The sequence below is a fragment of the Sorangium sp. So ce119 genome (assembly GCF_051524405.1).
GTDB classification, from domain to species: domain Bacteria; phylum Myxococcota_A; class Polyangia; order Polyangiales; family Polyangiaceae; genus Sorangium; species Sorangium cellulosum_G.
This window is the reverse complement of record NZ_CP150310.1, coordinates 9595410-9614528: the sequence shown is the minus strand read 5'-3', so window position 1 is coordinate 9614528 and position 19119 is coordinate 9595410. Positions and strand designations below refer to the sequence as shown.

Sequence of the window (19119 nt, the reverse complement as noted above, 5' to 3'; positions counted from 1 at the left end):
GCCCGGGGCCGCCACAGCAACACAGGGAGCCAGGAAGCGCCTGCGCAGGCCCGCCGCGCCGGTCCAGGCGCTGCCGGCGGGAGGGCGGCAGCGTGGACGCACGGCGGAGCGAACGACGGGTTTCTGCTCACCGCCCTCGGCGGGTTCATGCCGTCCGCTCGCGTGAGATAGCCTCGCCTCCGTGAAGAGCCGTGCGCCAGTCCAGGTTGTTCTGGGACCTCTCCTCGCGACCTCCCTCGCCGCCTGCGCGAGCGCGCCTGTCGCGTCGAAGCCTGCCGTGGAGTTCCCCGGCCAGGCCGCGCTGAGGGCGATCGAGGCGAAGCCGGCGGCGCCCCCCGCGATACCGCAGGAGCGGGAGGTCGACGGGAGCTGGGCTCCGGCGGGCTCGCTGCCCGAGCTGGCCGGCGACGAGCCGTGGCAGGCGGCGAGCGCCTGGGACGCGGTGTTCAGCGCCGCCATCGGCAAGGCCGAGCGCCCGCCGCGCGTCACGCGGTCGATGAGCTGCGCCGCGCGCGAGATCGGGCGCTTCCTCCTCGAGCACGCGGAGCCGCCTCCCGAGGGGCTGCGCCGCTTCATGACCGCCGCGTGCGGGAGCGCGACCAGCGTGACGAGCTACGCTGTCCACGGCGGCGAGGTCCCGGAGACGGCGACGGACGAGCAGGTGCTCGCGCGCTGGGAGGGCGAGTTTCGCGCGCGCGTCGAAAAGCGCCTTCGCCCAGGGATGGACGTCGCGGGCTTCTCGTTCGAGCGGATCGCGGGTCGCGCGGTGGCGCTCGCCGCCTTCGGCTCCGCGGAGGCGGAGATCAAGCCGTTCTCCCCGGTGCCCGACGCGCGGGGCGAGGTCGTCATCGAGGGGCGGTTGACGAGGCCGGCGGACGAGGTGACAGCCTATGTGAACCGCGGGCGCACCGGCGTGGCGCAGTGCGATGTCGATATGGCGGTCCCGCGCCCGGGCTTCCGGGTGATCTGCCACCCTGATCCGCGCGATCGCAGCGCGTGGATTCAGGTGCTCTACGCGCCGCCGAAGCGCGTCCTCTCGAGGCCGTTCGCCCACGTGCTCGCCCGGCGTCCCGGCCTCGCGCCGGTCTACCAGGGAGAGGCGGACGCCGCCTCCCCGCCGATCTCCCGGCCAGTCGACAGCGCCGCGCAGTTCACGCGCGTGGTGGTCGACCAGCTCAACGCCGCGCGCGCGCAGGCGGGGCTCCGCCCCGTGACGCTCGCGGCGCGGGAGTCTGCGACCGCGGCGCGGCTCGCGCCGCGCTTCTTCGCGGCGGCGTTCGGCGAGACCGAGACGCCGGACGCCGATCTCATCACGCTCGGGCTGCTCGCGGGTTGGGAGGTCGACGGGACGATCCGGGACGGCAACTTCCTCTCGATCTACTCGCCGCGCGGCCTCGACGCGGCCCGCTGGCTCTCTGCCGCGCTGGAGATGCCGATCGGGCGCGCGACGCTCCTCACGCCCGACATCGAGCAGGTCGCGATCGGACCGCTCGTGACGCGTGAGCCCGACGGGCTCGGCGCGATGGTCACCAGCTACCGCTTTCACCACGGCAGCGATCACACCGCCGACGTGAACCTCCTGCTCACCCGCGTCATCGAGGCGCGCCGGCGGATGGGGCTCGCCCCGCCGAAGCGCCTGGCCAGCATGCCCGAGGTGATGAAGGAGGAGCTCGGCCTCGTGCACGCGGGGGAGTCCGATACGGGCTCTGCGCTCGACGCGGTGCTGGAGCAGGCGGTCCACCGGTTCGGGCGCAACATGCGCGGCTACGTCGTCGAGACGACGTCGCTCGACGCGCTGGAGCTCCCGCCCGAGATCCTGCGCCAGCGCGCGCTGCACCTCGACATCGGCGTCACCCACCACCGGCCGAAGGGCGCGGCCTGGGCGCAATACGTGATCTTCATCGTCTACGCCGACTACAGCGCGAACGAGGTGTGAGGCGCGGCCACCCGCCCGGAACCGCCGGGCGAATGGCCGCATCGCCGGCGCGCGCGCTCCGCGGCCCCCGCCGCCGAGGAGCGCCCCGGCCGCTCAGGAGGCGATCGGCTCCTCGCCGTCTTCCTCGTCGTCGAGCGCCTCGTCGTCCCCGCTCGCCAGGTCGTAGCCGTGCGGATCGAATTCGTCGAACATGGCCTGCAGGCGCTCGGTCAGCGAGTCCCACGTGTCCGGCGGCTCGCCGGACTGGCGATCGCGCTCCGCCAGGGCGAGCGCGGCGGCGACCGCCGAGGTCAGCGGGCGCGCGTCCTGGAGCACCGCGACCTTCGAGGCGTCGCCGCTGCACGCGTACGCCAGCAGATACGCCCTGTAGATCTCCTCATTCGTCTTGTCGCTCATTCCTCTTCCTTCGTCCTTGTCGTCCCGCGCGCCCCTCGAGCCGTGCTCTGGCCTCCCGGGCGCCGTGGACCGGGGGTGCGAGCGTAGCCCATCTAGACGCCCATCGGGGCCGCGCCTCGCGCGGGCGGCGCGGGCGGGGCCGGTCGTCAGTGGTGCAGCCGGTCGCGCAGCGTGCGCACGGCGCGCTCGAGCCCCGCGTGATGATGGAAGCAGCACTGCCCGATGCGCGGCTGGCACTGCGACGAGCGGAGCATCTCCAGGAACACGAGCGCGCGCGCGTCGCCCTCGAGCGCCGCGCGCTCGAAGAGCGCGTGCTTGCGCCGGCAGGGGGCCTCGCGCAGCTCCACGGCGATGCGCAGCGGGACGCTCGCGCGCTTCAGCACCTCGGGGCGTCGCAGCAGCTCGGCGGCGCGCTTGCCGCCCTGCGTGCCCCCGTAGCCGCTCACCATCTCGTAGGCGATGTCGAGGCCGTCGGGGCCGAGGCGGCTCTCCAGGGCGTCGAAGATCGCGTCCGCGCGGCCGTCGGTCCGGTACGCGCTCTTCACCGCGACGGCGGCCGCGGCCGTCATCACGTCGCGATCCGCGAAGGCGGCGCGATCCCTGTCGAGCAGCGCGAGCAGCGCTTCCTCTGCCGCCTCCCACCGCTTCGCCTGGACCGCCTCCACGAGGCGCGCCCGCTCCGCCGGCAGGGCCGCGCCGTCGATCGGCCCCGGGCCCGCGGGCGCCGCGCCTGCGTCGGCCGCCGGACCCGCAGCGAGGGCCGCGCCTGCGTCGGGCGATGCCTCCGCGGCGAGCGTCGCGCCTGCGTCGGCCGCCGCCTCCGCGGCGAGCGCCGCGCCTGCGTCGAGCGCCGCGCCTGCGTCGAGCGCCGTGGCTGCGATGGGCGCCGTCGCCGAGGCGGCCAGCCCGGGGTCCGTGGCGCCCGCGGCCGGCGCTGCGGACGGGGCTCGCGGCCGCGCGCCGACGGCGCCCGGCGCCCCGGCGGCCGGCGCCTGCATCGCGGCGGGCGTCTCCCGGAGCTCCGCGCCGGCGACGGTCAGCGCGGGCGCGCCCGCGTCCAGGCGGCGGAGGAGCAGCGCGGCCGCGGCCACGCCGACCGCGCCCACCGCCGCCACGCCGAGGAGCCACCCCAGCGCGCTCCTGCGCTGCCGCGGACCGCGCCCCGCCGCCCCGCGCGCTTCCCTCCCGGCCGCCCCGGCCGCCCCGGCGCCCGCACCCGCGTGCGCCGCGCCGGCACCCGCGCCGCCGCCGGCCCCGGCGCCTGCCCGGTCCTGCTGCGCCGGCGGTGCGGCGGGCTCGATCGCGCGCAGCGCGCCCCCGTGCGGCGCGATGGCGCCCGAGAGCGGCTCTTTCCACGGGAGCAGGCCGATCGCCTCGGACCTCGGCACGGCCGCGTCGAGCGCGGCGAGCAGCGCCCGCGCGCTCGCGGGGCGCGCCGCCGGGTCCTTGCGCAGGAGGCGCATCACGAGCGCCTCCAGCTCGCGCGGCGCGTCCACGCCCGGCGCGCGCAGCCGCAGCGGCGGCGGCGCCGTCTCGCACTGATCGCGGAACAGCTCGACGGGCACGATCGAGTCGAACGGGTGCTTCCCCGCGAGCATCTCGTAGAGGATGAGCCCGAGGGCATACAGATCGGAGCGCTCGTCGACGCTCTCCATGCCCTGCGCCGCCTCCGGCGCCATGTACGCGAGCGTGCCGAAGACCATGCCGCTCAGCGTGATCGGGGCGGGCTCGGGGCGCGCCTCGCCGCTGTGCGCGTCCGTCGTGGAGAGGCGCTCCAGCGGGACCTTCGCGAACCCGAAATCGATGAGCTTCACGGCGTCCGTGCCGTGCTCGACCATGACGTTGCGCGGCTTGAGATCGCGGTGGATGACGCCGCGCTCGTGCGCCGCGGCGAGCGCCGCCGCGATCTGCCGCGCGATCTCGGCGGCGCGCGCGGCGGGCACCGGGCCCTTCTTGATGATGCGGTCGAGCGTCGTGCCGCGGACGTACTCCAGCACGAGGAACCGGGAGCCGTCGGGGAGGCTCCCGAAGTCGGTCGCCGACGCGATGTTCGGGTGCTGGATGTGCGCGCCCGCGATCGCCTCGCGCTCGAAGCGCGCGGTGAGCTCCGGGGAGCCCTTCGCCGCGGGCAGGAGGAGCTTCACCGCCAGCCACTTGCGCAGCAGCAGGTGCTCGGCCTTGTAGACCGCGCCCATCCCGCCGGTCGCGACGAGCTCGACGATCCGGTACCGGTCCGAGATGACCTTCCCCACCATCTGGGCCGCCGCGCTCTCGGCCGGCGCGTCGCTCGCGTCGCTCGCGGCGGGCGCCGGATGGCCGGGGGCAGGGGGCGAGGAGGCGCTCACGGGAAGGCGTGAACTGTCCGGCCTGGTGCGTTTTTTGTCAAAGGCGGAGACGCGCGGAGACGGGCGGAGAGGAGCGTGAGGGGGCGGAGAGGAGCCGACGCAGCGGCCGCGGCGCGCCGGCTTGCCTATTGAATGCGCCGCGTGCCCGGGCCAAGGATGCGCCATGGCCGATCCCGTCCACGCCCTCGCCCGCGCACTCCAGGCGGCGATCACCGCCGCGTTCGGCGCAGAGCACGCCGCCACCGATCCTTCCCTGCGCCGCTCCGCCCACGCCGACTACCAGGCGAACGCCGCCATGGCGCTCGGCAAGCGCCTCGGCAGGCCGCCGCGCGAGGTCGCGGCCGCGATCGTGGCGCACCTGGAGGTCGGCGGGATCTGCCGCAAGGTCGAGATCGCCGGCCCCGGGTTCGTGAACCTGACGCTCGACGACGCCTACCTCACGGGCGAGCTCGCCGAGACGGCGGGCGGCGGGCGGCTCGGGGTCGCGCCCGCGGCGCAGCCCGAGACGGTCATCGTCGACTACTCGGGCCCGAACGCCGCGAAGGAGATGCACGTCGGCCACCTGCGCAGCACGATCATCGGCGACGCCCTCGCGCGCGTCCTCGAGGCGCTCGGCCACCGCGTGATCCGCCAGAACCACCTCGGCGACTGGGGCACCCCGTTCGGCATGCTGATCGAGCACATGCTCGATCTCGGCGAGGCCGCCGCGGCCGAGGAGCTCTCGGTCGGCGATCTCGACGCGTTCTACCGGCAGGCGCGCGCCAAGTTCGACGGCGATCCCGCGTTCGTCGAGCGCTCTCGCCTCCGGGTCGTGCGGCTCCAGGGCGGCGACGAGCCGACGCTCGCGCTCTGGCGGAAGCTCGTGCGCGAGTCGACGCGCTACTTCGAGTCGGTCTACCGCCGCCTCGGCGTGACCCTGACCGAGGCCGATTTCGCCGGGGAGAGCTTCTACAACCCGATGCTGATCGACGTCATCGCCGAGCTCACCGACAAGGGGCTGGCGCGCGAGAGCGAGGGCGCCCTCTGCGTCTTCCCGGCCGGCTTCACCGGCAAGGGCGGCGAGCCGCTGCCGCTCATCGTCCGCAAGCAGGACGGCGGCTACGGCTACGCCACGACCGACCTCGCGGCGATCCGCCACCGCCTCTCGACCGTCGGCGCGCAGCGGATCGTCTACGTGGTCGGCGCGCCGCAGAGCCAGCACTTCGCGATGGTCTTCACGACCGCGCGGGAGGCCGGCTGGCTCAGGCCGCCGGCGCGGGCCGAGCACGTGGCCTTCGGCTCGGTGCTCGGCGCCGACAAGAAGATGTTCAAGACGAGGGCCGGCGACACGGTGAAGCTCGCGAGCCTGCTCGACGAGGCCGTGGAGCGCGCGACGAAGGTGGTGCGCGAGAAGAACGCGGAGCTCGACGCCGAGGCGGCCGGCGCGGTCGCGCGCGCGGTCGGCGTGGGCGCGGTGAAGTACGCCGATCTCTCGAGCGACCGGATCAAGGACTACGTGTTCGACTGGGACCGGATGCTCGCCTTCGAGGGGAACACGGCGCCTTACCTGATGTACGCGCACGCGCGCATCCGGTCGATCTTCCGCAAGGGCGGCGTCGAGTCCGCGCGCGGCGCCGGGTTCGCGCTGGGCGATCCGGCCGAGCGGGCGCTCGCGCTCGAGCTGCTCCGGTTCGGCGCCGTGCTCGAGGACGTGGCCGCCACGCTCGAGCCGCACCGCCTGTGCGGCTACCTCTTCGAGCTCGCCGGGTCGTTCACGACCTTCTACGAGCGCTGCCCGGTGCTCCGGGCCGAGAGCGACGAGGTGCGCCGCTCCCGCCTCGCGCTGTGCGATCTCACGGCGGAGGTGCTGGCGAAGGGCCTCGGCCTGCTCGGGATCGACGCGCCCGAGCGGATGTAGCGCGCGGGCCGCCGCGCCCCCGGAGAGGGCGCGCCCCTGTCGCCGCCGCCCGAAGCGCGGGCGAGCCCATCAGGGCGCGCGCGACGCCGCCCACCTTTCCCGGGGTTCGCGCGCGCTCGTTGCGGTGGCCGTGGCAAAGTACAGGGATGATGAAACGACGTTCTTCTCTCCCCGGGGCCGGCGCCGCGGCGCTGGGGGCGCTCGTCGCGGCGCTCGGGTGCTCGGCGGTGGGGGGCGCGCCCGCGCAGGGCGGCGCGGACGATGAGCGCGGCACGGCGTCCTCGGGGGCCGGCGGCGAGGAAGGCCCCGGCGGGCTCGATGCGCCGGGCGGGCCGGGGCTGGGCGCCGGCGGCGCTGGCCCCGTCGCCGACCCCAACGCGGACAGCGACGGCGACGGGTTCACGCCCGCCGGCGGCGACTGCAACGATGCGGATGGAAATGTGAACCCCGGCGCGATCGAGGTCGAGGTCACGGAGCCTGACGCGAGCGGCCAGGTGCCTGCGCCTGCGGACGAGGACTGCGACGGCGCGGTCGACAACGTGGCGCCGCCCTGCGACGAGGGGCTCGCGCTGGGGGACTTCGATCCGATGAACGGGGCGAGGGCGATCGACCTCTGCGCGGTCGCGTCCCGCGAGGACGGGCGGTGGGGCGTGCTGTCCGCCAGGTACGTCCGCGGGAACGGCTCGCAGGCGGCGCGCTCGCCGGCGGTCGGGCTCTTCGACGGGTTCGGGCCGAACGTGCACGTGCAGGGCGGCGCGCGCCTGCTCGCGCTCTCGACCGGGCGCGCCCGCCTGCCGGACCACCCGGACGCCTGCTGGACCGAGAGCTGCTCGAGCTACGGCCCCGGCGCCGCGCCGCCCGGGTTCCCCCAGGACAACCCGGACTGTCCTCCTTCCGATTTCATCAACGACGATATCGGCCTCGAGGTCGTCCTGCGCGCGCCGAGGAACGCGACCGGCTACGAGTTCCTCTTCAAGTTCTATACGTACGAATATCCGGAGTGGGTCTGCGAGGACTTCAACGATCAGTTCGTCGCGCTGGCCACGCCGGCGCCTCCGGGGTCGTACAACGGCAACCTCTCATTCGACGAGGAGGGCAGGCCGGTCAGCGTCAATATCGCGTTCTTCGATGTCTGCGACGGATGCCCGCGCGGCTCTGGCGAGCTCGCGGGGACGGGGTTCAGCCCGCGCCACGACGGCGGCACCCGGTGGCTGAAGACCAGGGCGCCGGTGCGCGGCGGCGAGGAGATCACGCTCCGGTTCATCCTCTTCGACACCGGGGATGATCGCTTCGACTCCACCGCGCTCATCGACGGGTTCCGCTGGATCGCGACCGGCGGCACGGTGAGCCTGGAGACCGCGCCCGTCGTCGATCCGCACTGAGCTGGCCGCGTCGCGCTGACCTCATCGGGCCCGCCGCGTCACTTGCAGGTCCGGCACGCGCCCCCGCAATCCACGTCGAGCTCGCTCCCGTTCAGGAGCCCGTCATCGCAGGAAGGCTCCTGACAGACACGCTCCCTGCACACGCCGGACGCGCAGTTCTCCCCGGCGAGGCACCCCTCGCCCGCGGGGCAGAGCGGGCACGAGCGGGTGCCGCAGTCGACGCCGGTCTCGAAGCCGTTCTCCACGCCGTCCACGCACGTCGGCGCCTGGCAAGCCCCCAGGCGACATACGCCCTCTTTGCAGTCGAGCCCCGTCTCGCACGCGGCGCCGAGGCGGCAAGGCGCGCACGAACCACCGCAGTCGGTGTCGGTCTCCCCCTTGTGATCATCCATGACGCCATTGCTGCAGTGCGGGGGAATACAGGCGTCTTCCGTGCAGGTCCAGCCCTCGGGGCACTCGTCGCAACTCCAGATCATGATGGCCCCGTTCTCCCCGCACGAAAGGAAAAGAGGCGCGGTCAGCCCCAATGCAATGACGCGTCGAAGCATGGTGCTCGCTCTTCTTTGTAGTTGATGGTCTGGTGACGACGACAGTACATCATGCACGGCGGTCGAGGGCGCCGATCTGGCCGTTTGCGCGCGGATTTGTAGCATTCCGGATTGTCCTTCCAGATTGCCAAATAATCGACATGGGGAGATCCGCCCGGGGGAGGCGACGTCCGGAGATGCCTGGATCGGACGCGTGGAGAGCGCGGCGCCGGAGATCCGACGCGCGGAGATCGGACGTGCAGAGTGAGGACAGGGGAGGGATCTCGTCGACGCGAGAGGCGCTGCGGCGCCGGCCGTTCTCTACGGATTCGACAGGAGCGCGCCGCGCGCGCGCGGCCGACTGGGCCGCTCGGCGCGCCGTGGCGGGGAGGTGATGGCGAAGAGGGGTGCTGTGACGGCGCCCTGGCGGCGCCGCGGGGCGGGGCGCGCGCGGGCGCCCGCGGCGCTCAGGGGCTCGGGGCGGCGCGGCGCGCCGCGACGAAGGAGCGCACGCAGACGACGACGTAGCCCGCGGAGAGGACGGCCATCAGGGACTGCGCGATGACGGCCGCCGGCCGCTCCACGTCGCCGCCGGAGAGCAGCGCCGGCAGCTTCGACAGGCCGCGGGCCGAGCCGAGGACGCCGAGGACGCCGAGCAGCGCCGACGCGTGCATGGCGTGCATGCGGTACTTCTCCTGCCTCGCGACCAGGCCGAGCCCGACGGCGACGACCCCGAAGCCGGCCGGGATGAGCGCCGTCGTCGCGCTCGTCGCGGCGAAGCCGCCGACGCCGAGCGCCGTGAGCAGCGCGCCGTAGCCTATGGTCACATTCGACATGCTCGACATGCAGAGCCTCCTTGTCCGAGCCCCCGGGATACCGCGGCCGGCGCGCGCCCGCCACCGCGGCCTTCCGCGCCCCCGGCGCGACGGCGCCGGTCCGCCGCGCCCGCCGCGCCCGCCGCGCCCGCGCTCGCCGGGGACTCTGCGGGCGGAGCGCTGCGGCGTGGTTAGAATCCGCCCCCATGCTCGGCCTCTCCCGCCTGCGGGACAGCTTCGCCTACACCCCGCGGACGCTCAAGCTCGTCTGGCGCTCCTCGCGGGCGGCCAGCGTCGCGCTCGGCGCGCTCACGCTCGCGGCGGCGGCGCTGCCGCTCGGGGTGGCCTATGTGGGCAAGACGATCACGGACGCGGTCGTCGCCCGCGACGAGCGCGCGGCGCTCGTGTGGGTCTCGGTCGAGCTCGGCCTCGTGGCCGCGCTCGCGCTCGTGCAGCGCGGGCTCGCGCTGACGCGGCAGCTCCTCGGCGCGCGGCTCTCGATCGACATCCACGCGATGATCCTCGAGAAGGCGCTCTCGCTCGATCTGGCCCATTTCGAGGACTCCGAGTTCTACGATCAGCTCACCCGCGCGCGCCGCGAGGCGTCGTCGCGCCCCGCGTCGGTGGTGACCGAGAGCTTCTCGCTCGTGCAGAACCTCATCACGCTCGCGGGGTACGCCGCGATGCTCGTGGGGTTCAGCGCCCTCGCGGTGCTCGCGCTCCTGGTCGCGGCCATCCCCGCCACGGTCGCCGAGGCGCGCTTCTCGGGCGCGGCGTTCCGCCTCCGCAACTGGCGCTCTCCCGAGGCCCGCCGCCTCAATTACCTCGAGTACGTGCTCGCCAACGACGGCCACGCCAAGGAGGTGAAGCTCTTCGGGCTCGGGCCGATGTTCCTCGGGCGGTACAAGGCGCTGGCCACGTCGTTTTACCGGGAGGACAGCGCCCTCGCGGTCCGCCGCGCCGGGTGGGCTTACGGCCTGTCGCTCCTCGGGACGGCCGCGTTCTACGGCTGCTATGGCGCGATGGCGCTCGGCGCCGCCGCCGGGCGCCTCTCGCTCGGCGAGATGGTGCTTTACGTCGCCGCCTTCCGGCAAGGCCAGCAGGCGTTCCAGGCCGTCCTCGCCGGCGTCGGCGGCATGTACGAGCACAACCTCTACATGTCGAATCTGTTCCAGTACCTGAGCATCCCCACCAGCGCGCCTCCCGCGCTGCCGGGCGGCGCGCCCGCGCCCACGAGCGGCGCGCCCGCGCCCACGAACGGCGCGCCCGCGCCCACGAACGGCGCGCCCGCGCCCACGAACGGCGCGCCGGCGCTCCCGGAGGGCGGCACGAGCGAGCGGGGCGTGCGGTTCGAGGGCGTCGGCTACCGGTATCCTGGCCAGTCGCGCTGGGCGCTCCGGGGGATCGATCTCCACATCCCGAGCGGGCAGAGCCTGGCGCTCGTCGGGCACAACGGCGCGGGCAAGACCACCTTCATCAAGCTGCTCACGCGGCTCTACGAGCCCACCGAGGGGCGCATCCTGCTCGACGGCAAGGATCTCCGCGCCTGGGATCTCGACGCCCTGCGCCGGAGGATCGGTGTCGTGTTTCAGGATTTCAACCAATACCAGCTCACGCTGCGCGAGAACGTGGGTCTCGGCAGCCTCGATCACCTCGCGGACGAGCCGCGCGTCGCGCGCGCGGTCTCCGAGGGGGGCGCGGAAGAGGTCGTGGCCGCGGTGCCGGGGGGCCTCGACGCGCAGCTCGGGCGCTGGTTCAAGGACGGCGTCGAGCTGAGCGGCGGGCAGTGGCAGAAGATCGCGCTCGCGCGCGCCTTCATGCGCGAGCAGGCCGACATCCTCGTGCTCGACGAGCCGACCGCGGCGCTCGACGCCGAGGCCGAGCACGCGGTCTTCCAGCGGTTCCGGTCGCTCTCCAGGGGCCGGACGACGATCGTCATCTCGCACCGATTCCCCACCGTGCGCATGGCCGACCGCATCCTCGTGCTCGACGGTGGACGGATCGTCGAGGAGGGCACCCACGACGAGCTCGTGGCCCGCGGCCAGCGCTACGCCCGCATGTTCGCGCTCCAGGCCGAAGGATACCTGTAGAGCTCGAGCGGGCCCTGCCTGCTAGGCTCGGCGCATGCGCGACACGCTCCCCAAGGAGGTCGGCCAGGCGATCCACATCCTCCGGAAGCTTCGCGGGCTCAGCATGCAGGAGTTCGCCGAGAGGGCGCAGCTCTCGGCCACGTACCTGCGGCAGGTCGAGCGCGGCGAGCGGGATCTCGGCCTCGGCGCGCTCGGCCTGATCGCCCAGGGGCTCCAGTGCGATCCGCGCCTCCTGCTCCCCGGCGACGGCCGCAGCCCGGTCGCGTCGGTCGTGGCAGAGCTGTTCGACAAGGCCCAGGAGACGCTCCAGAACGCGATCCTGTTCCTGCTCATGGAGGCTGACGATTCGCCGAGGAAGCAAGCAATGCTCGCCCTGGCCAGCGAGGATCCCGAGCGCTCTCGCGCGGCGGCTCAGCCGAAATCGCGCCCGCCGGAGCGCGCCGCTTCAGGGCGTGTTACCCCGCCCTCGAGCCGTCGTTCCGGAAAGTGAGCGCGCCGTCTCGCGCGCTCGGTGATCCCGATCCGCCCTGCCGACGGCTTCCGCGGGCCTGAGACGTCTGTTACGCTCGCGGTCAACCGATGTTCCCCGAGCCGTGTCCGGGGGTGTCATGGACTCGAACCTCGTGCCGGAGGTCCGACGCAGTGAGCAGAATCTTCTGGTCTGATCCAACATCGCGGCGCGCGTCCGCGCATCGCTCCTGGTTCTCCCCCCGTACAGAAGCGGAAGCTGCTGTGTCCGGCGGGGCAGTTGCGTCGGGGGGCTCATGGTGATCCTGGGCCAGGAGTTCGCTGGCTACACCATCGTCGCCAGCCTCGACTCCCCCGCTCCGGCCGAGGCCTATCGCGCGCTCGACGCCGACGGTCGCGAGGTGACGCTTTATGTCCAGGAGGACTTGGCCCTCGACGCCGCTGCGTTCCGCGGTGAGCTCGAGCGGCTCCTCTCGGCGTCTGCGCCGTTGCACGGCATCGTGCCTGTGCTCCGGGGCGGCATGGAGGGCAATGCGGGCTGGCTCACCGCCCGGCCGAGCGATGATCCCTCGGTGGAAGATCTGCTGCCCCGGCTGCGCTCCGTCGCGTATGAGCTCGTCGTCGACGTCGCGCGGACGCTCGGCGCGGCGCACGCGCTGGGCCTCTCGCACGGGGACCTCGGCCCGCACACGGTGGTGATCTCCGGCCAAGGGGCCGCCCTCGTCCGGGGGTTCGGGCTGCACCGGCTGTTCGGGGCGCCCGCGGACGCGATGGCGGACGCCGCGCGCTACCGGGCGCCGGAGCTCTTCGACGCGCGCGCGATCGATCCGCGAACGGACATCTACGGGCTCGGGATGCTGCTGTATTGCGTCCTCGCGGGCCGGCGGCCGTTCGAGGGGCGCGACGATCTCGACGTGTGCGCGCTGGACGAGGTGCCCCCGCCGATCGAGGGCGCGCCGCCCCAGGTCAACGAGGCGCTCGCGCGCGCGCTCGCGAAGGATCCCGACGCGCGCTTCCAGACGGTCCAGGAGCTCATGACCGCCGTGCGGCCGCTGCTCGTCGCCGACCCGGCGCCCCTCGCGGCGGGCTCCCCGCTGCCGCACGAGGCGCCGCCGGACACCGAGCGGAGCGCGCCCGCCCCCGCGTCGCGCAACACCCTGCCCACCGGGACCCTCCCCCCCGAGGCCATGCGGCACCCCGTGGTCCCGATCGTCGCCCCGCGCTGGCGTCGCGGCGCGCTGCGGGTCGGCGGGGCGCTGCTGCTCGTCGCGCTGACGAGCGCCGCGGTCGCCGTGCCCCTGAGCTCCTACATCGCCCAGCGCGGGGCGCCGCCCCCGGCACCGGCCGAACCTTCATCGTACGAAAGTAATGTAAGCCACAGTTCCGAGCTGATCCCGCCGGTGCACTGCGACCCCGGTGTCCCCGAGGCGGTGCGACCCGCCGTGGACAGGCCCGTGCTGAGGTCCCGGGCGACGCGCCGCCCTGCGCCGGCCTCCATGGTCACGAACCCGGCCGTGGACGCGGGTGGGCGCCCTCGGGAGCGGTGGTACGGCGACCAGCTCTTCTGACGCCCCCGCAGGCTGCTGCCCGAGGTCAGCTGGCAAACGACACCCCGGCGGATTGGGGCCGCCGGGGCGTCTGCATCACAGGCCTCGTGCCGGAGGCCTGGACGCATGGCCAGCCTACCAAAAGCATTCCGTCGATCGATCGTATTTTCTCACGTCGTCGATATTTTTCTGCGACGACCGGCAGCGTCGCCTGGCCCGTCGATGGGAGCGGGCGTCGCGCCCTGGGCGCGCGGCTCGGCGGCGGGGGGCGAGCGAACAGGGGCCTGCGGAGGAGGGGCCGGCGCGCAGCGTTCGCCGCTCAGCGGGGCTCGTTGCCCGGCAGCGGCTGGAACACGTTGGCGCGGTACCACCTGAGCTCCTCGATCGACTCGCGGATGTCGTCGAGCGCGCGGTGGATCTCGCGCTTCTTCGGCGCCGAGCGCGTCGGGTACCAGCGGCGCACGAGCTCCTTCAGCGTGGAGACGTCGACGATGCGGTAGTGCAGGAAGGAGAGGAGACCCGGCATGTAGCGCTGCAGGAAGGCGCGGTCCTTCCACACGGAGTTGCCGCACAGCACGGCCGTCCCCTCGTCGCAGTGCGCCTCGAGGAACGCGCGCGTCTCGGACTCCGCGTCGCCGACCGAGAGCGTGGAGGCGCGGATGCGCTCGAGGAGCCCCGATCGGGCGTGGAGATCGCGGACGAAGTCGCTCATCCCCGCGAGCACGTCCTCGGGCTGGTGGATGACGAGGCACGGCCCCTCGGCGACCACGGTCAGGTCGGGCTCCGTGACGATGGTCGCGATCTCCACGATCGCGCACGAGCTCTCATCGAGCCCGGTCATCTCCAGATCGACCCACACCATGCGCTGCGACCGGTCCGTCATCGGCGGCGAGCATAGCCGATCCGACGCGGTTCAGGTCCACCGCGACCTGTCGCGAGCAGGCTGCCCCGGGAACGGGTCGTGTGCTAAGCACGGGCCGGACGCCGGGGGCTCGGAGGCCTGTCATGCGAGATGTTTTCATCGTGGATGCCGTGCGCACGCCGCGCGGGCGGGGCAAGGCAGGCAAGGGAGCGCTCTCCGGCGTGCATCCCCAGGAGCTCCTCGCGCAGACGCTCAACCGGCTCGCCGAGAAGACCGGGATCCGCAAGCAAGACGTGGAGGACGTGGTCGTCGGGTGCGTGACCCAGGCGGGCGAGCAGGGCGCGTGCGTCGCGCGCACGTCCATCCTCGCGGCCGGCTGGCCGGACGACGTGACCGGCGTGACCGTCAACCGCTTCTGCGGCTCGGGCGCGCAGGCGGTCAATTTCGCGGCGATGGGGGTGATGTCGGGCCAGCAGGAGCTCGCCATCGGCGGCGGCGTCGAGAGCATGTCGCGCGTGCCGATGGGCTCGGACGGCGCGCCCCTCGACGGGAACAACCTCGCGCTCCGCGAGAAGCTGGCGATGGTGCCGCAGGGCATCTCGGCGGACCTCATCGCCACGATCGAGGGCTTCTCGCGCGAGGACGTCGACCGCTTCGCGCTCTCGAGCCAGCACAAGGCCGAGCGGGCCGCGCGCGAGGGGCGGTTCGCGAAGAGCCTGTTCACGGTCGTCGATCGCGACGGCAAGCCGCTGCTCGACAGGGACGAGCACCCGCGGGCCGGGGCGACGATGGAGGCCCTCGCGAAGCTGGAGCCGGCGTTCGGCGGCCTCGGGGCGACGCCGATGGGCACCCGCGGCGAGACCGTCGACGAGCTCGCGCTCGTGCGGTATCCGCAGGTGAAGGCGATCCAGCACGTCCACACGGCGGGCAACTCGAGCGGCATCGTGGACGGGGCGGCCGTGGTGCTGCTCGCGTCGGGCGACTACGTGAAGGCGCACGGGCTCAAGCCGCGCGGGAAGATCCGCGCCGTCGCGACGGCCGGGGCGGAGCCGGTGATCATGCTGACGGCCCCGGCGCCCGCGTCGGAGCGCGCGCTCAGGAAGGCGGGGATGCAGGCGCGCGACATCGATCTCTGGGAGATCAACGAGGCGTTCGCGGCGGTGCCGCTGCAGACGGCGCGCAAGCTCGACATCGATCTCGACCGCGTCAACGTGAACGGCGGCGCGATCGCGCTCGGGCACCCGCTCGGCGCGACCGGGGCGTGCCTGATCGGGACGGCGCTCGACGAGCTCGAGCGTGAAGGCAAGGCGACCGCGCTGATCACGCTGTGCATCGGCGGAGGGATGGGCGTGGCGACCATCGTCGAGCGGGTGTGAGCCGCGCCGGCGCCGCGATGGGGGTGCCCGACGATCCCGGGAGCTCCGCGCACGAGCGCCCTCGCGGGCGCGGCGCGGGGCACGAGCACCACCACGATCACGGGCACGACCGTGATCACGGCGACGGGGGACATCAGGGCCACGGCGGCGCGCGGCGTCACGACCACGGCGACGGCGACGGGCGGCATCACGATCACGACCACCGGCGCGCGCCGCTCCGCCGGCTGATCGCGGCCTTCGCGCTCACGACGTCGTTCCTGCTCATCGAGGCGGCGGTCGGGTGGTGGTCGAAGAGCCTCGCCCTCCTCGCCGACGCGGGCCACATGCTCGCGGACGCCGCGGCGCTCGGGCTCGCGATCATCGCGCAGCGCATCGCGGCGCAGGCGCGGACGCGCGCGCGGACGTACGGCTTCCGCCGCGCCGAGGTGCTCGCGGCGTTCGCCAACGGCATCGCGCTGGCGCTGACGGCGATCTGGATCTTCATCGAGGCGGCCCGCCGGTGGCGCGAGCCGCAGGAGGTGCACGCCGAGGCGCTGACGATCACCGCGGCCGTGGGGCTGATCGTGAACGTGGCCTCGGCGCTGCTGCTCTCGACCGGCGAGCACGGGCACAACATCAACACGCGCGCCGCGCTGGCCCACGTCCTGTCGGACGCGCTCGGCTCGGTCGGGGCGATCGTCGCGGGCGTGCTCATCCTCGCGTTCGGCTGGACGCGGGCCGACTCGATGATCAGCGCGGCCATCGGCGCGCTCGTGCTCTGGGGCGGCTGGCGGCTCGTGCGCGACACGTCGCGCGTGCTGATGGAGGGCAGCCCCATCGAGATCGACCTCGCCGACGTCGAGGACACGATCCGGAGCGTGCCCGGCGTGGTCGATTTCCACGATCTGCACGTCTGGTCGATCTCCGACGGCTTCAACGTGCTCACGGTGCACGTGGTGCTCGCCAGGGGGCACCACGGCACGGACGTGGCCGCGGCCGTGGCGCGGCGGCTGCGCGAGCAGCACGCGCTGAACCACTGCACGATCCAGCCCGAGCCCCTCCAGGAAGAACGCCTGGTGACGCTCAGGCGCCCCGGCGCCCGGTCGCCGGGCGACGGCGAGCCCGCGAGCAGCCGTCGCGACCCGTAGCGGGGCGGGGGGCGCGCGCGGCCGGCCGGCGCCCGCCCCGCCCCGTCAGAGCTCCCGCAGCAGCGCCTCCGCCGCCTCCGCGGGGGACTTCCCGCGCTCGTCGACGGCGACGTTGAGCTCCCGCATCCTCGCCGCGTCGATCTTGCCCTCGAGCCCCCGCAGCGCCTCGACGACCTCCGGGTGCTCCCGCGCGAGCCGCGCGCTCGCGAGGACGACGGCGTCGTAGGGCGGTATCGCCCGCCGGTCGTCCTCGAGCACGCGGAGGTCGAACGACACGATCCGCCCGTCCGTCGAGAACGCGCTGATGACGTCCACCTCGCCCGCCCGGACGGCCTCGTACATGAGCGAGGGATCCATGCTGCGCTGCCTCGCGAACGCGATCCCGTACCGCTGCTCGACCGTCTTCCACTCGGCGCGCTGGAAGAACTCGTAGTCCCCCCCGATCGTCATGGAGCGCGCCGCGGGCACGAGATCGCTGATGGTCCGCGCGCCGATCCGCTCGGCGACCTCGCGCCGCAGCGCGAGCGCGTAGGTGTTCTCGAAGCCCAGCGCGGCGGCGACCACGATCCCGTGCTCCTCGAGCAGGTACCGCTTCACCCCCCGGAGCACCTCGCCCGGATCCGCCGGCAGGTCGCTCCGCTTCATGACCGTCGCCCAGAGCGTCCCCGAGTAGTCGACGTACGCGTCGATCTGGCCCGTCCGCAGCGCGTCGAACGCCACCGTGGACCCCAGCGACTCGACCGTCTCGGTGGGCAGCCCTGTGTCGCGCTGGATCTTCCCTGCGAGGACGCGGCTCAGGATGTACTGCTCGGTGAAGGTCTTGGACCCGACGACGATCTTCCGCGCGCCGCCCCCGAGCGCGCCCCGCGCGAAGCTCACCGCCGTGATCGCGTAGAGCAGGGCGAGCGCGAAGGCCGCCGCCGCGACGAGGCCCCGGCGCCGGCGGCGGAGCCCGACCTCCAGCGCCCTCACGGTGCCGTCCAGGAACAGCGCCAGCGCCGCCGCCGCCGCGCACCCGACGAGCACCGCCGCGGTGTTGCGCGTCTGCAGCCCGGTGAAGATGTAGTTGCCGAGGCTCTCCGCGCCGATGGGCGTCGAGAGCGTCGCGGTGCCCACCGTCCACACCGTGGCCGTCCTGATGCCGGCGACGATCACGGGCATGGCGAGCGGCAGCTCCACGCGCCGGAGCCGCTGGCCCGGCGTCATGCCGACGCCGTCGGCCGCCTCGATCAGGGCCGGATCGACGCTGGAGAGGCCCACCACGGTGTTCCGGAGGACCGGGAGCACGCTGTAGAGCACGAGCCCGATGAGCGCCGGCAGGTAGCCGATGCTCGCGGCGCCGATCGCGGCGAGCGCGGGCACCATGAACGCGAGCAGCGCCAGGCTGGGGACGGTCTGGATGACGCTCGCGACCGCGAGCACCGGCTGCTCGAGCCGGCGCGCGCGGGAGACCAGCACGCCGAGCGGCACGCTGACGCCGGTGCCGACGAGGAGCGCGACGAGCGTGAGCTCGAGGTGCGCGAGGAGGCGCCCGGGGAGGAGGGCGAGCTGCTCGTTCACGCGGCGCGCTCCCCGTCGGGGAGCAGCGCGTCGATGAGCCCCGCCTGCCGCTTCGGCGTCCCGAGGAGCTGCGAGACGTACTCGTCCGCGGGCGCCGTCATGAGCTCCCGCGGCGTCCCGACCTGCGCGAGCCGGCCGCCCTGCATCACCGCGATGCGATCCCCGAGCAGCAGGGCCTCGACCATGTCGTGGGTCACGAAGATCGCGGTCAGCCCGAGCCGGCGCCGGATCGCGAGGAACGACTGCTGGAGCCGGTCGCGCGTCAGCGGATCGAGCGCGCCGAACGGCTCGTCGAGGAGCATCACCCGGGGCTCGGCGGCGAGTGCGCGCGCGACGCCGACCCGCTGCTGCTGGCCGCCCGAGAGCTCCGCGGGGCGGCGATCGCGCACGGCCGCCGGGTCGAGCTCGCAGAGCTCGAGGAGCGCGTCGACGCGCGCCCGGATGCGCGCCGCGTCCCAGCCGAGCAGCGACGGCGTGACGCCGATGTTCTCCGCCACGGTGAGGTGCGGGAACAGCCCGAGCCGCTGGAAGACGTAGCCGATCCGCCGGCGCAGGGCGTGCGGCGGCTCGCGGGTGACGTCCTGCCCGCCGATCCGGATCGCGCCCGACGTGGGCTCGATGAGGCGGTTCACCATCTTGAGCGTGGTCGTCTTGCCCGAGCCCGAGCCGCCGAGCAGGACGAGGAGCTCCCCCTCCTCGACGCGCAGCGAGACCTCGTCGACCGCGACCGTGTCGGCGTAGCGCTTCGTGACCTTGTCGAGCTCGATCATGCTGGCTCCTCGGGCGCGCCG

At 73.8% G+C, this 19119-nt stretch carries 15 protein-coding genes; 8 read left to right on the top strand and 7 right to left on the bottom strand.

The annotated features are described in order from the left end of the window. The first annotated feature begins 181 nt into the window (after positions 1–181). A complete protein-coding gene (locus WME76_RS36335) occupies positions 182–1936 on the top strand; it encodes a hypothetical protein (RefSeq protein ID WP_437956772.1) in 1755 nt (584 codons plus the stop codon). Positions 1937–2029: 93 nt separating this feature from the next. On the opposite strand, the gene WME76_RS36330 is transcribed toward WME76_RS36335, so the two are convergent. Together WME76_RS36330 and WME76_RS36325 are read right to left on the bottom strand one after the other, a co-directional pair. After that, positions 2030–2332: a hypothetical protein gene (locus WME76_RS36330; protein ID WP_437956771.1), complete on the bottom strand. Its 303-nt coding sequence runs from the start codon at positions 2330–2332 to the stop codon at positions 2030–2032. Positions 2333–2478: 146 nt separating this feature from the next. Continuing rightward, a complete protein-coding gene (locus WME76_RS36325) occupies positions 2479–4677 on the bottom strand; it encodes a protein kinase domain-containing protein (RefSeq protein WP_437956770.1) in 2199 nt (732 codons plus the stop codon). Positions 4678–4840: 163 nt separating this feature from the next. On the opposite strand from WME76_RS36325, the gene argS reads away from it, so the two are divergent. Both argS and WME76_RS36315 read left to right on the top strand, forming a co-directional pair. After that, entirely contained in the window at positions 4841–6574 is a 1734-nt protein-coding gene (argS, locus tag WME76_RS36320) for an arginine--tRNA ligase (protein ID WP_437956769.1), read from the top strand. 146 nt (positions 6575–6720) lie between these two features. Next, entirely contained in the window at positions 6721–7956 is a 1236-nt protein-coding gene (locus WME76_RS36315; RefSeq protein ID WP_437956768.1) for a choice-of-anchor L domain-containing protein, read from the top strand. A gap of 38 nt (positions 7957–7994) precedes the next feature. On the opposite strand, the gene WME76_RS36310 is transcribed toward WME76_RS36315, so the two are convergent. Beyond that, positions 7995–8432 (bottom strand): hypothetical protein, encoded by a 438-nt coding sequence (locus WME76_RS36310; protein ID WP_437956767.1) that lies wholly within the window; start codon positions 8430–8432, stop codon positions 7995–7997. A gap of 518 nt (positions 8433–8950) precedes the next feature. Continuing rightward, positions 8951–9328 carry a hypothetical protein gene (locus WME76_RS36305; protein WP_437956766.1) on the bottom strand — a complete coding sequence of 126 codons (378 nt, stop codon included), beginning with the start codon at positions 9326–9328 and terminating at the stop codon, positions 8951–8953. Between the two features lie 176 nt (positions 9329–9504). Here WME76_RS36305 and WME76_RS36300 point away from each other — a divergent pair, with 176 nt between their 5' ends. From WME76_RS36300 to WME76_RS36290, 3 genes are all read left to right on the top strand, one after another. Next, the gene (locus WME76_RS36300; RefSeq protein WP_437956765.1) at positions 9505–11388 is read left to right on the top strand and encodes an ABC transporter ATP-binding protein; all 1884 of its coding nucleotides are present in this window, start codon (positions 9505–9507) and stop codon (positions 11386–11388) included. Positions 11389–11422: 34 nt separating this feature from the next. Next, on the top strand, positions 11423–11878 hold the full coding sequence (locus tag WME76_RS36295; protein WP_061615493.1) for a helix-turn-helix domain-containing protein: 456 nt from the start codon (positions 11423–11425) through the stop codon (positions 11876–11878). Positions 11879–12152: 274 nt separating this feature from the next. Continuing rightward, positions 12153–13424: a serine/threonine protein kinase gene (locus WME76_RS36290; RefSeq protein WP_437956764.1), complete on the top strand. Its 1272-nt coding sequence runs from the start codon at positions 12153–12155 to the stop codon at positions 13422–13424. A 298-nt stretch (positions 13425–13722) separates the two neighbouring features. Here WME76_RS36290 and orn read toward each other — a convergent pair whose 3' ends face one another. Further along, positions 13723–14286, bottom strand: coding sequence for an oligoribonuclease (orn, locus tag WME76_RS36285; RefSeq protein ID WP_437956763.1), 564 nt, complete (start codon positions 14284–14286; stop codon positions 13723–13725). Between the two features lie 122 nt (positions 14287–14408). On the opposite strand from orn, the gene WME76_RS36280 reads away from it, so the two are divergent. Both WME76_RS36280 and WME76_RS36275 read left to right on the top strand, forming a co-directional pair. Continuing rightward, positions 14409–15641 (top strand): acetyl-CoA C-acetyltransferase, encoded by a 1233-nt coding sequence (locus WME76_RS36280; protein ID WP_437956762.1) that lies wholly within the window; start codon positions 14409–14411, stop codon positions 15639–15641. Beyond that, complete coding sequence (locus tag WME76_RS36275) at positions 15638–16768, top strand: cation diffusion facilitator family transporter (RefSeq protein WP_437956761.1); 1131 nt, start codon at positions 15638–15640, stop codon at positions 16766–16768. The genes WME76_RS36280 and WME76_RS36275 overlap by 4 nt, the downstream gene beginning before the upstream one ends. Before the next feature lie 45 nt (positions 16769–16813). On the opposite strand, the gene WME76_RS36270 is transcribed toward WME76_RS36275, so the two are convergent. Together WME76_RS36270 and WME76_RS36265 are read right to left on the bottom strand one after the other, a co-directional pair. Then, positions 16814–18328, bottom strand: coding sequence for a glycine betaine ABC transporter substrate-binding protein (locus WME76_RS36270; protein WP_437956760.1), 1515 nt, complete (start codon positions 18326–18328; stop codon positions 16814–16816). Next, positions 18325–19098 carry an ABC transporter ATP-binding protein gene (locus WME76_RS36265; protein ID WP_437956759.1) on the bottom strand — a complete coding sequence of 258 codons (774 nt, stop codon included), beginning with the start codon at positions 19096–19098 and terminating at the stop codon, positions 18325–18327. The genes WME76_RS36270 and WME76_RS36265 overlap by 4 nt, the downstream gene beginning before the upstream one ends. Positions 19099–19119 lie beyond the last annotated feature (21 nt).

Bases quoted from the DNA above. Each gene is read 5' to 3' on its own strand.
- WME76_RS36280 (WP_437956762.1), top strand. From the start codon at position 14,409: ATGCGAGATGTTTTCATCGTGGATGCCGTGCGCACGCCGCGCGGGCGG.
- WME76_RS36265 (WP_437956759.1), bottom strand. From the start codon at position 19,098: ATGATCGAGCTCGACAAGGTCACGAAGCGCTACGCCGACACGGTCGCG.
- WME76_RS36310 (WP_437956767.1), bottom strand. From the start codon at position 8,432: ATGATCTGGAGTTGCGACGAGTGCCCCGAGGGCTGGACCTGCACGGAA.
- WME76_RS36290 (WP_437956764.1), top strand. From the start codon at position 12,153: ATGGTGATCCTGGGCCAGGAGTTCGCTGGCTACACCATCGTCGCCAGC.
- argS (WP_437956769.1), top strand. From the start codon at position 4,841: ATGGCCGATCCCGTCCACGCCCTCGCCCGCGCACTCCAGGCGGCGATC.
- orn (WP_437956763.1), bottom strand. From the start codon at position 14,286: ATGACGGACCGGTCGCAGCGCATGGTGTGGGTCGATCTGGAGATGACC.
- WME76_RS36330 (WP_437956771.1), bottom strand. From the start codon at position 2,332: ATGAGCGACAAGACGAATGAGGAGATCTACAGGGCGTATCTGCTGGCG.
- WME76_RS36305 (WP_437956766.1), bottom strand. From the start codon at position 9,328: ATGTCGAGCATGTCGAATGTGACCATAGGCTACGGCGCGCTGCTCACG.
- WME76_RS36300 (WP_437956765.1), top strand. From the start codon at position 9,505: ATGCTCGGCCTCTCCCGCCTGCGGGACAGCTTCGCCTACACCCCGCGG.
- WME76_RS36295 (WP_061615493.1), top strand. From the start codon at position 11,423: ATGCGCGACACGCTCCCCAAGGAGGTCGGCCAGGCGATCCACATCCTC.
- WME76_RS36315 (WP_437956768.1), top strand. From the start codon at position 6,721: ATGATGAAACGACGTTCTTCTCTCCCCGGGGCCGGCGCCGCGGCGCTG.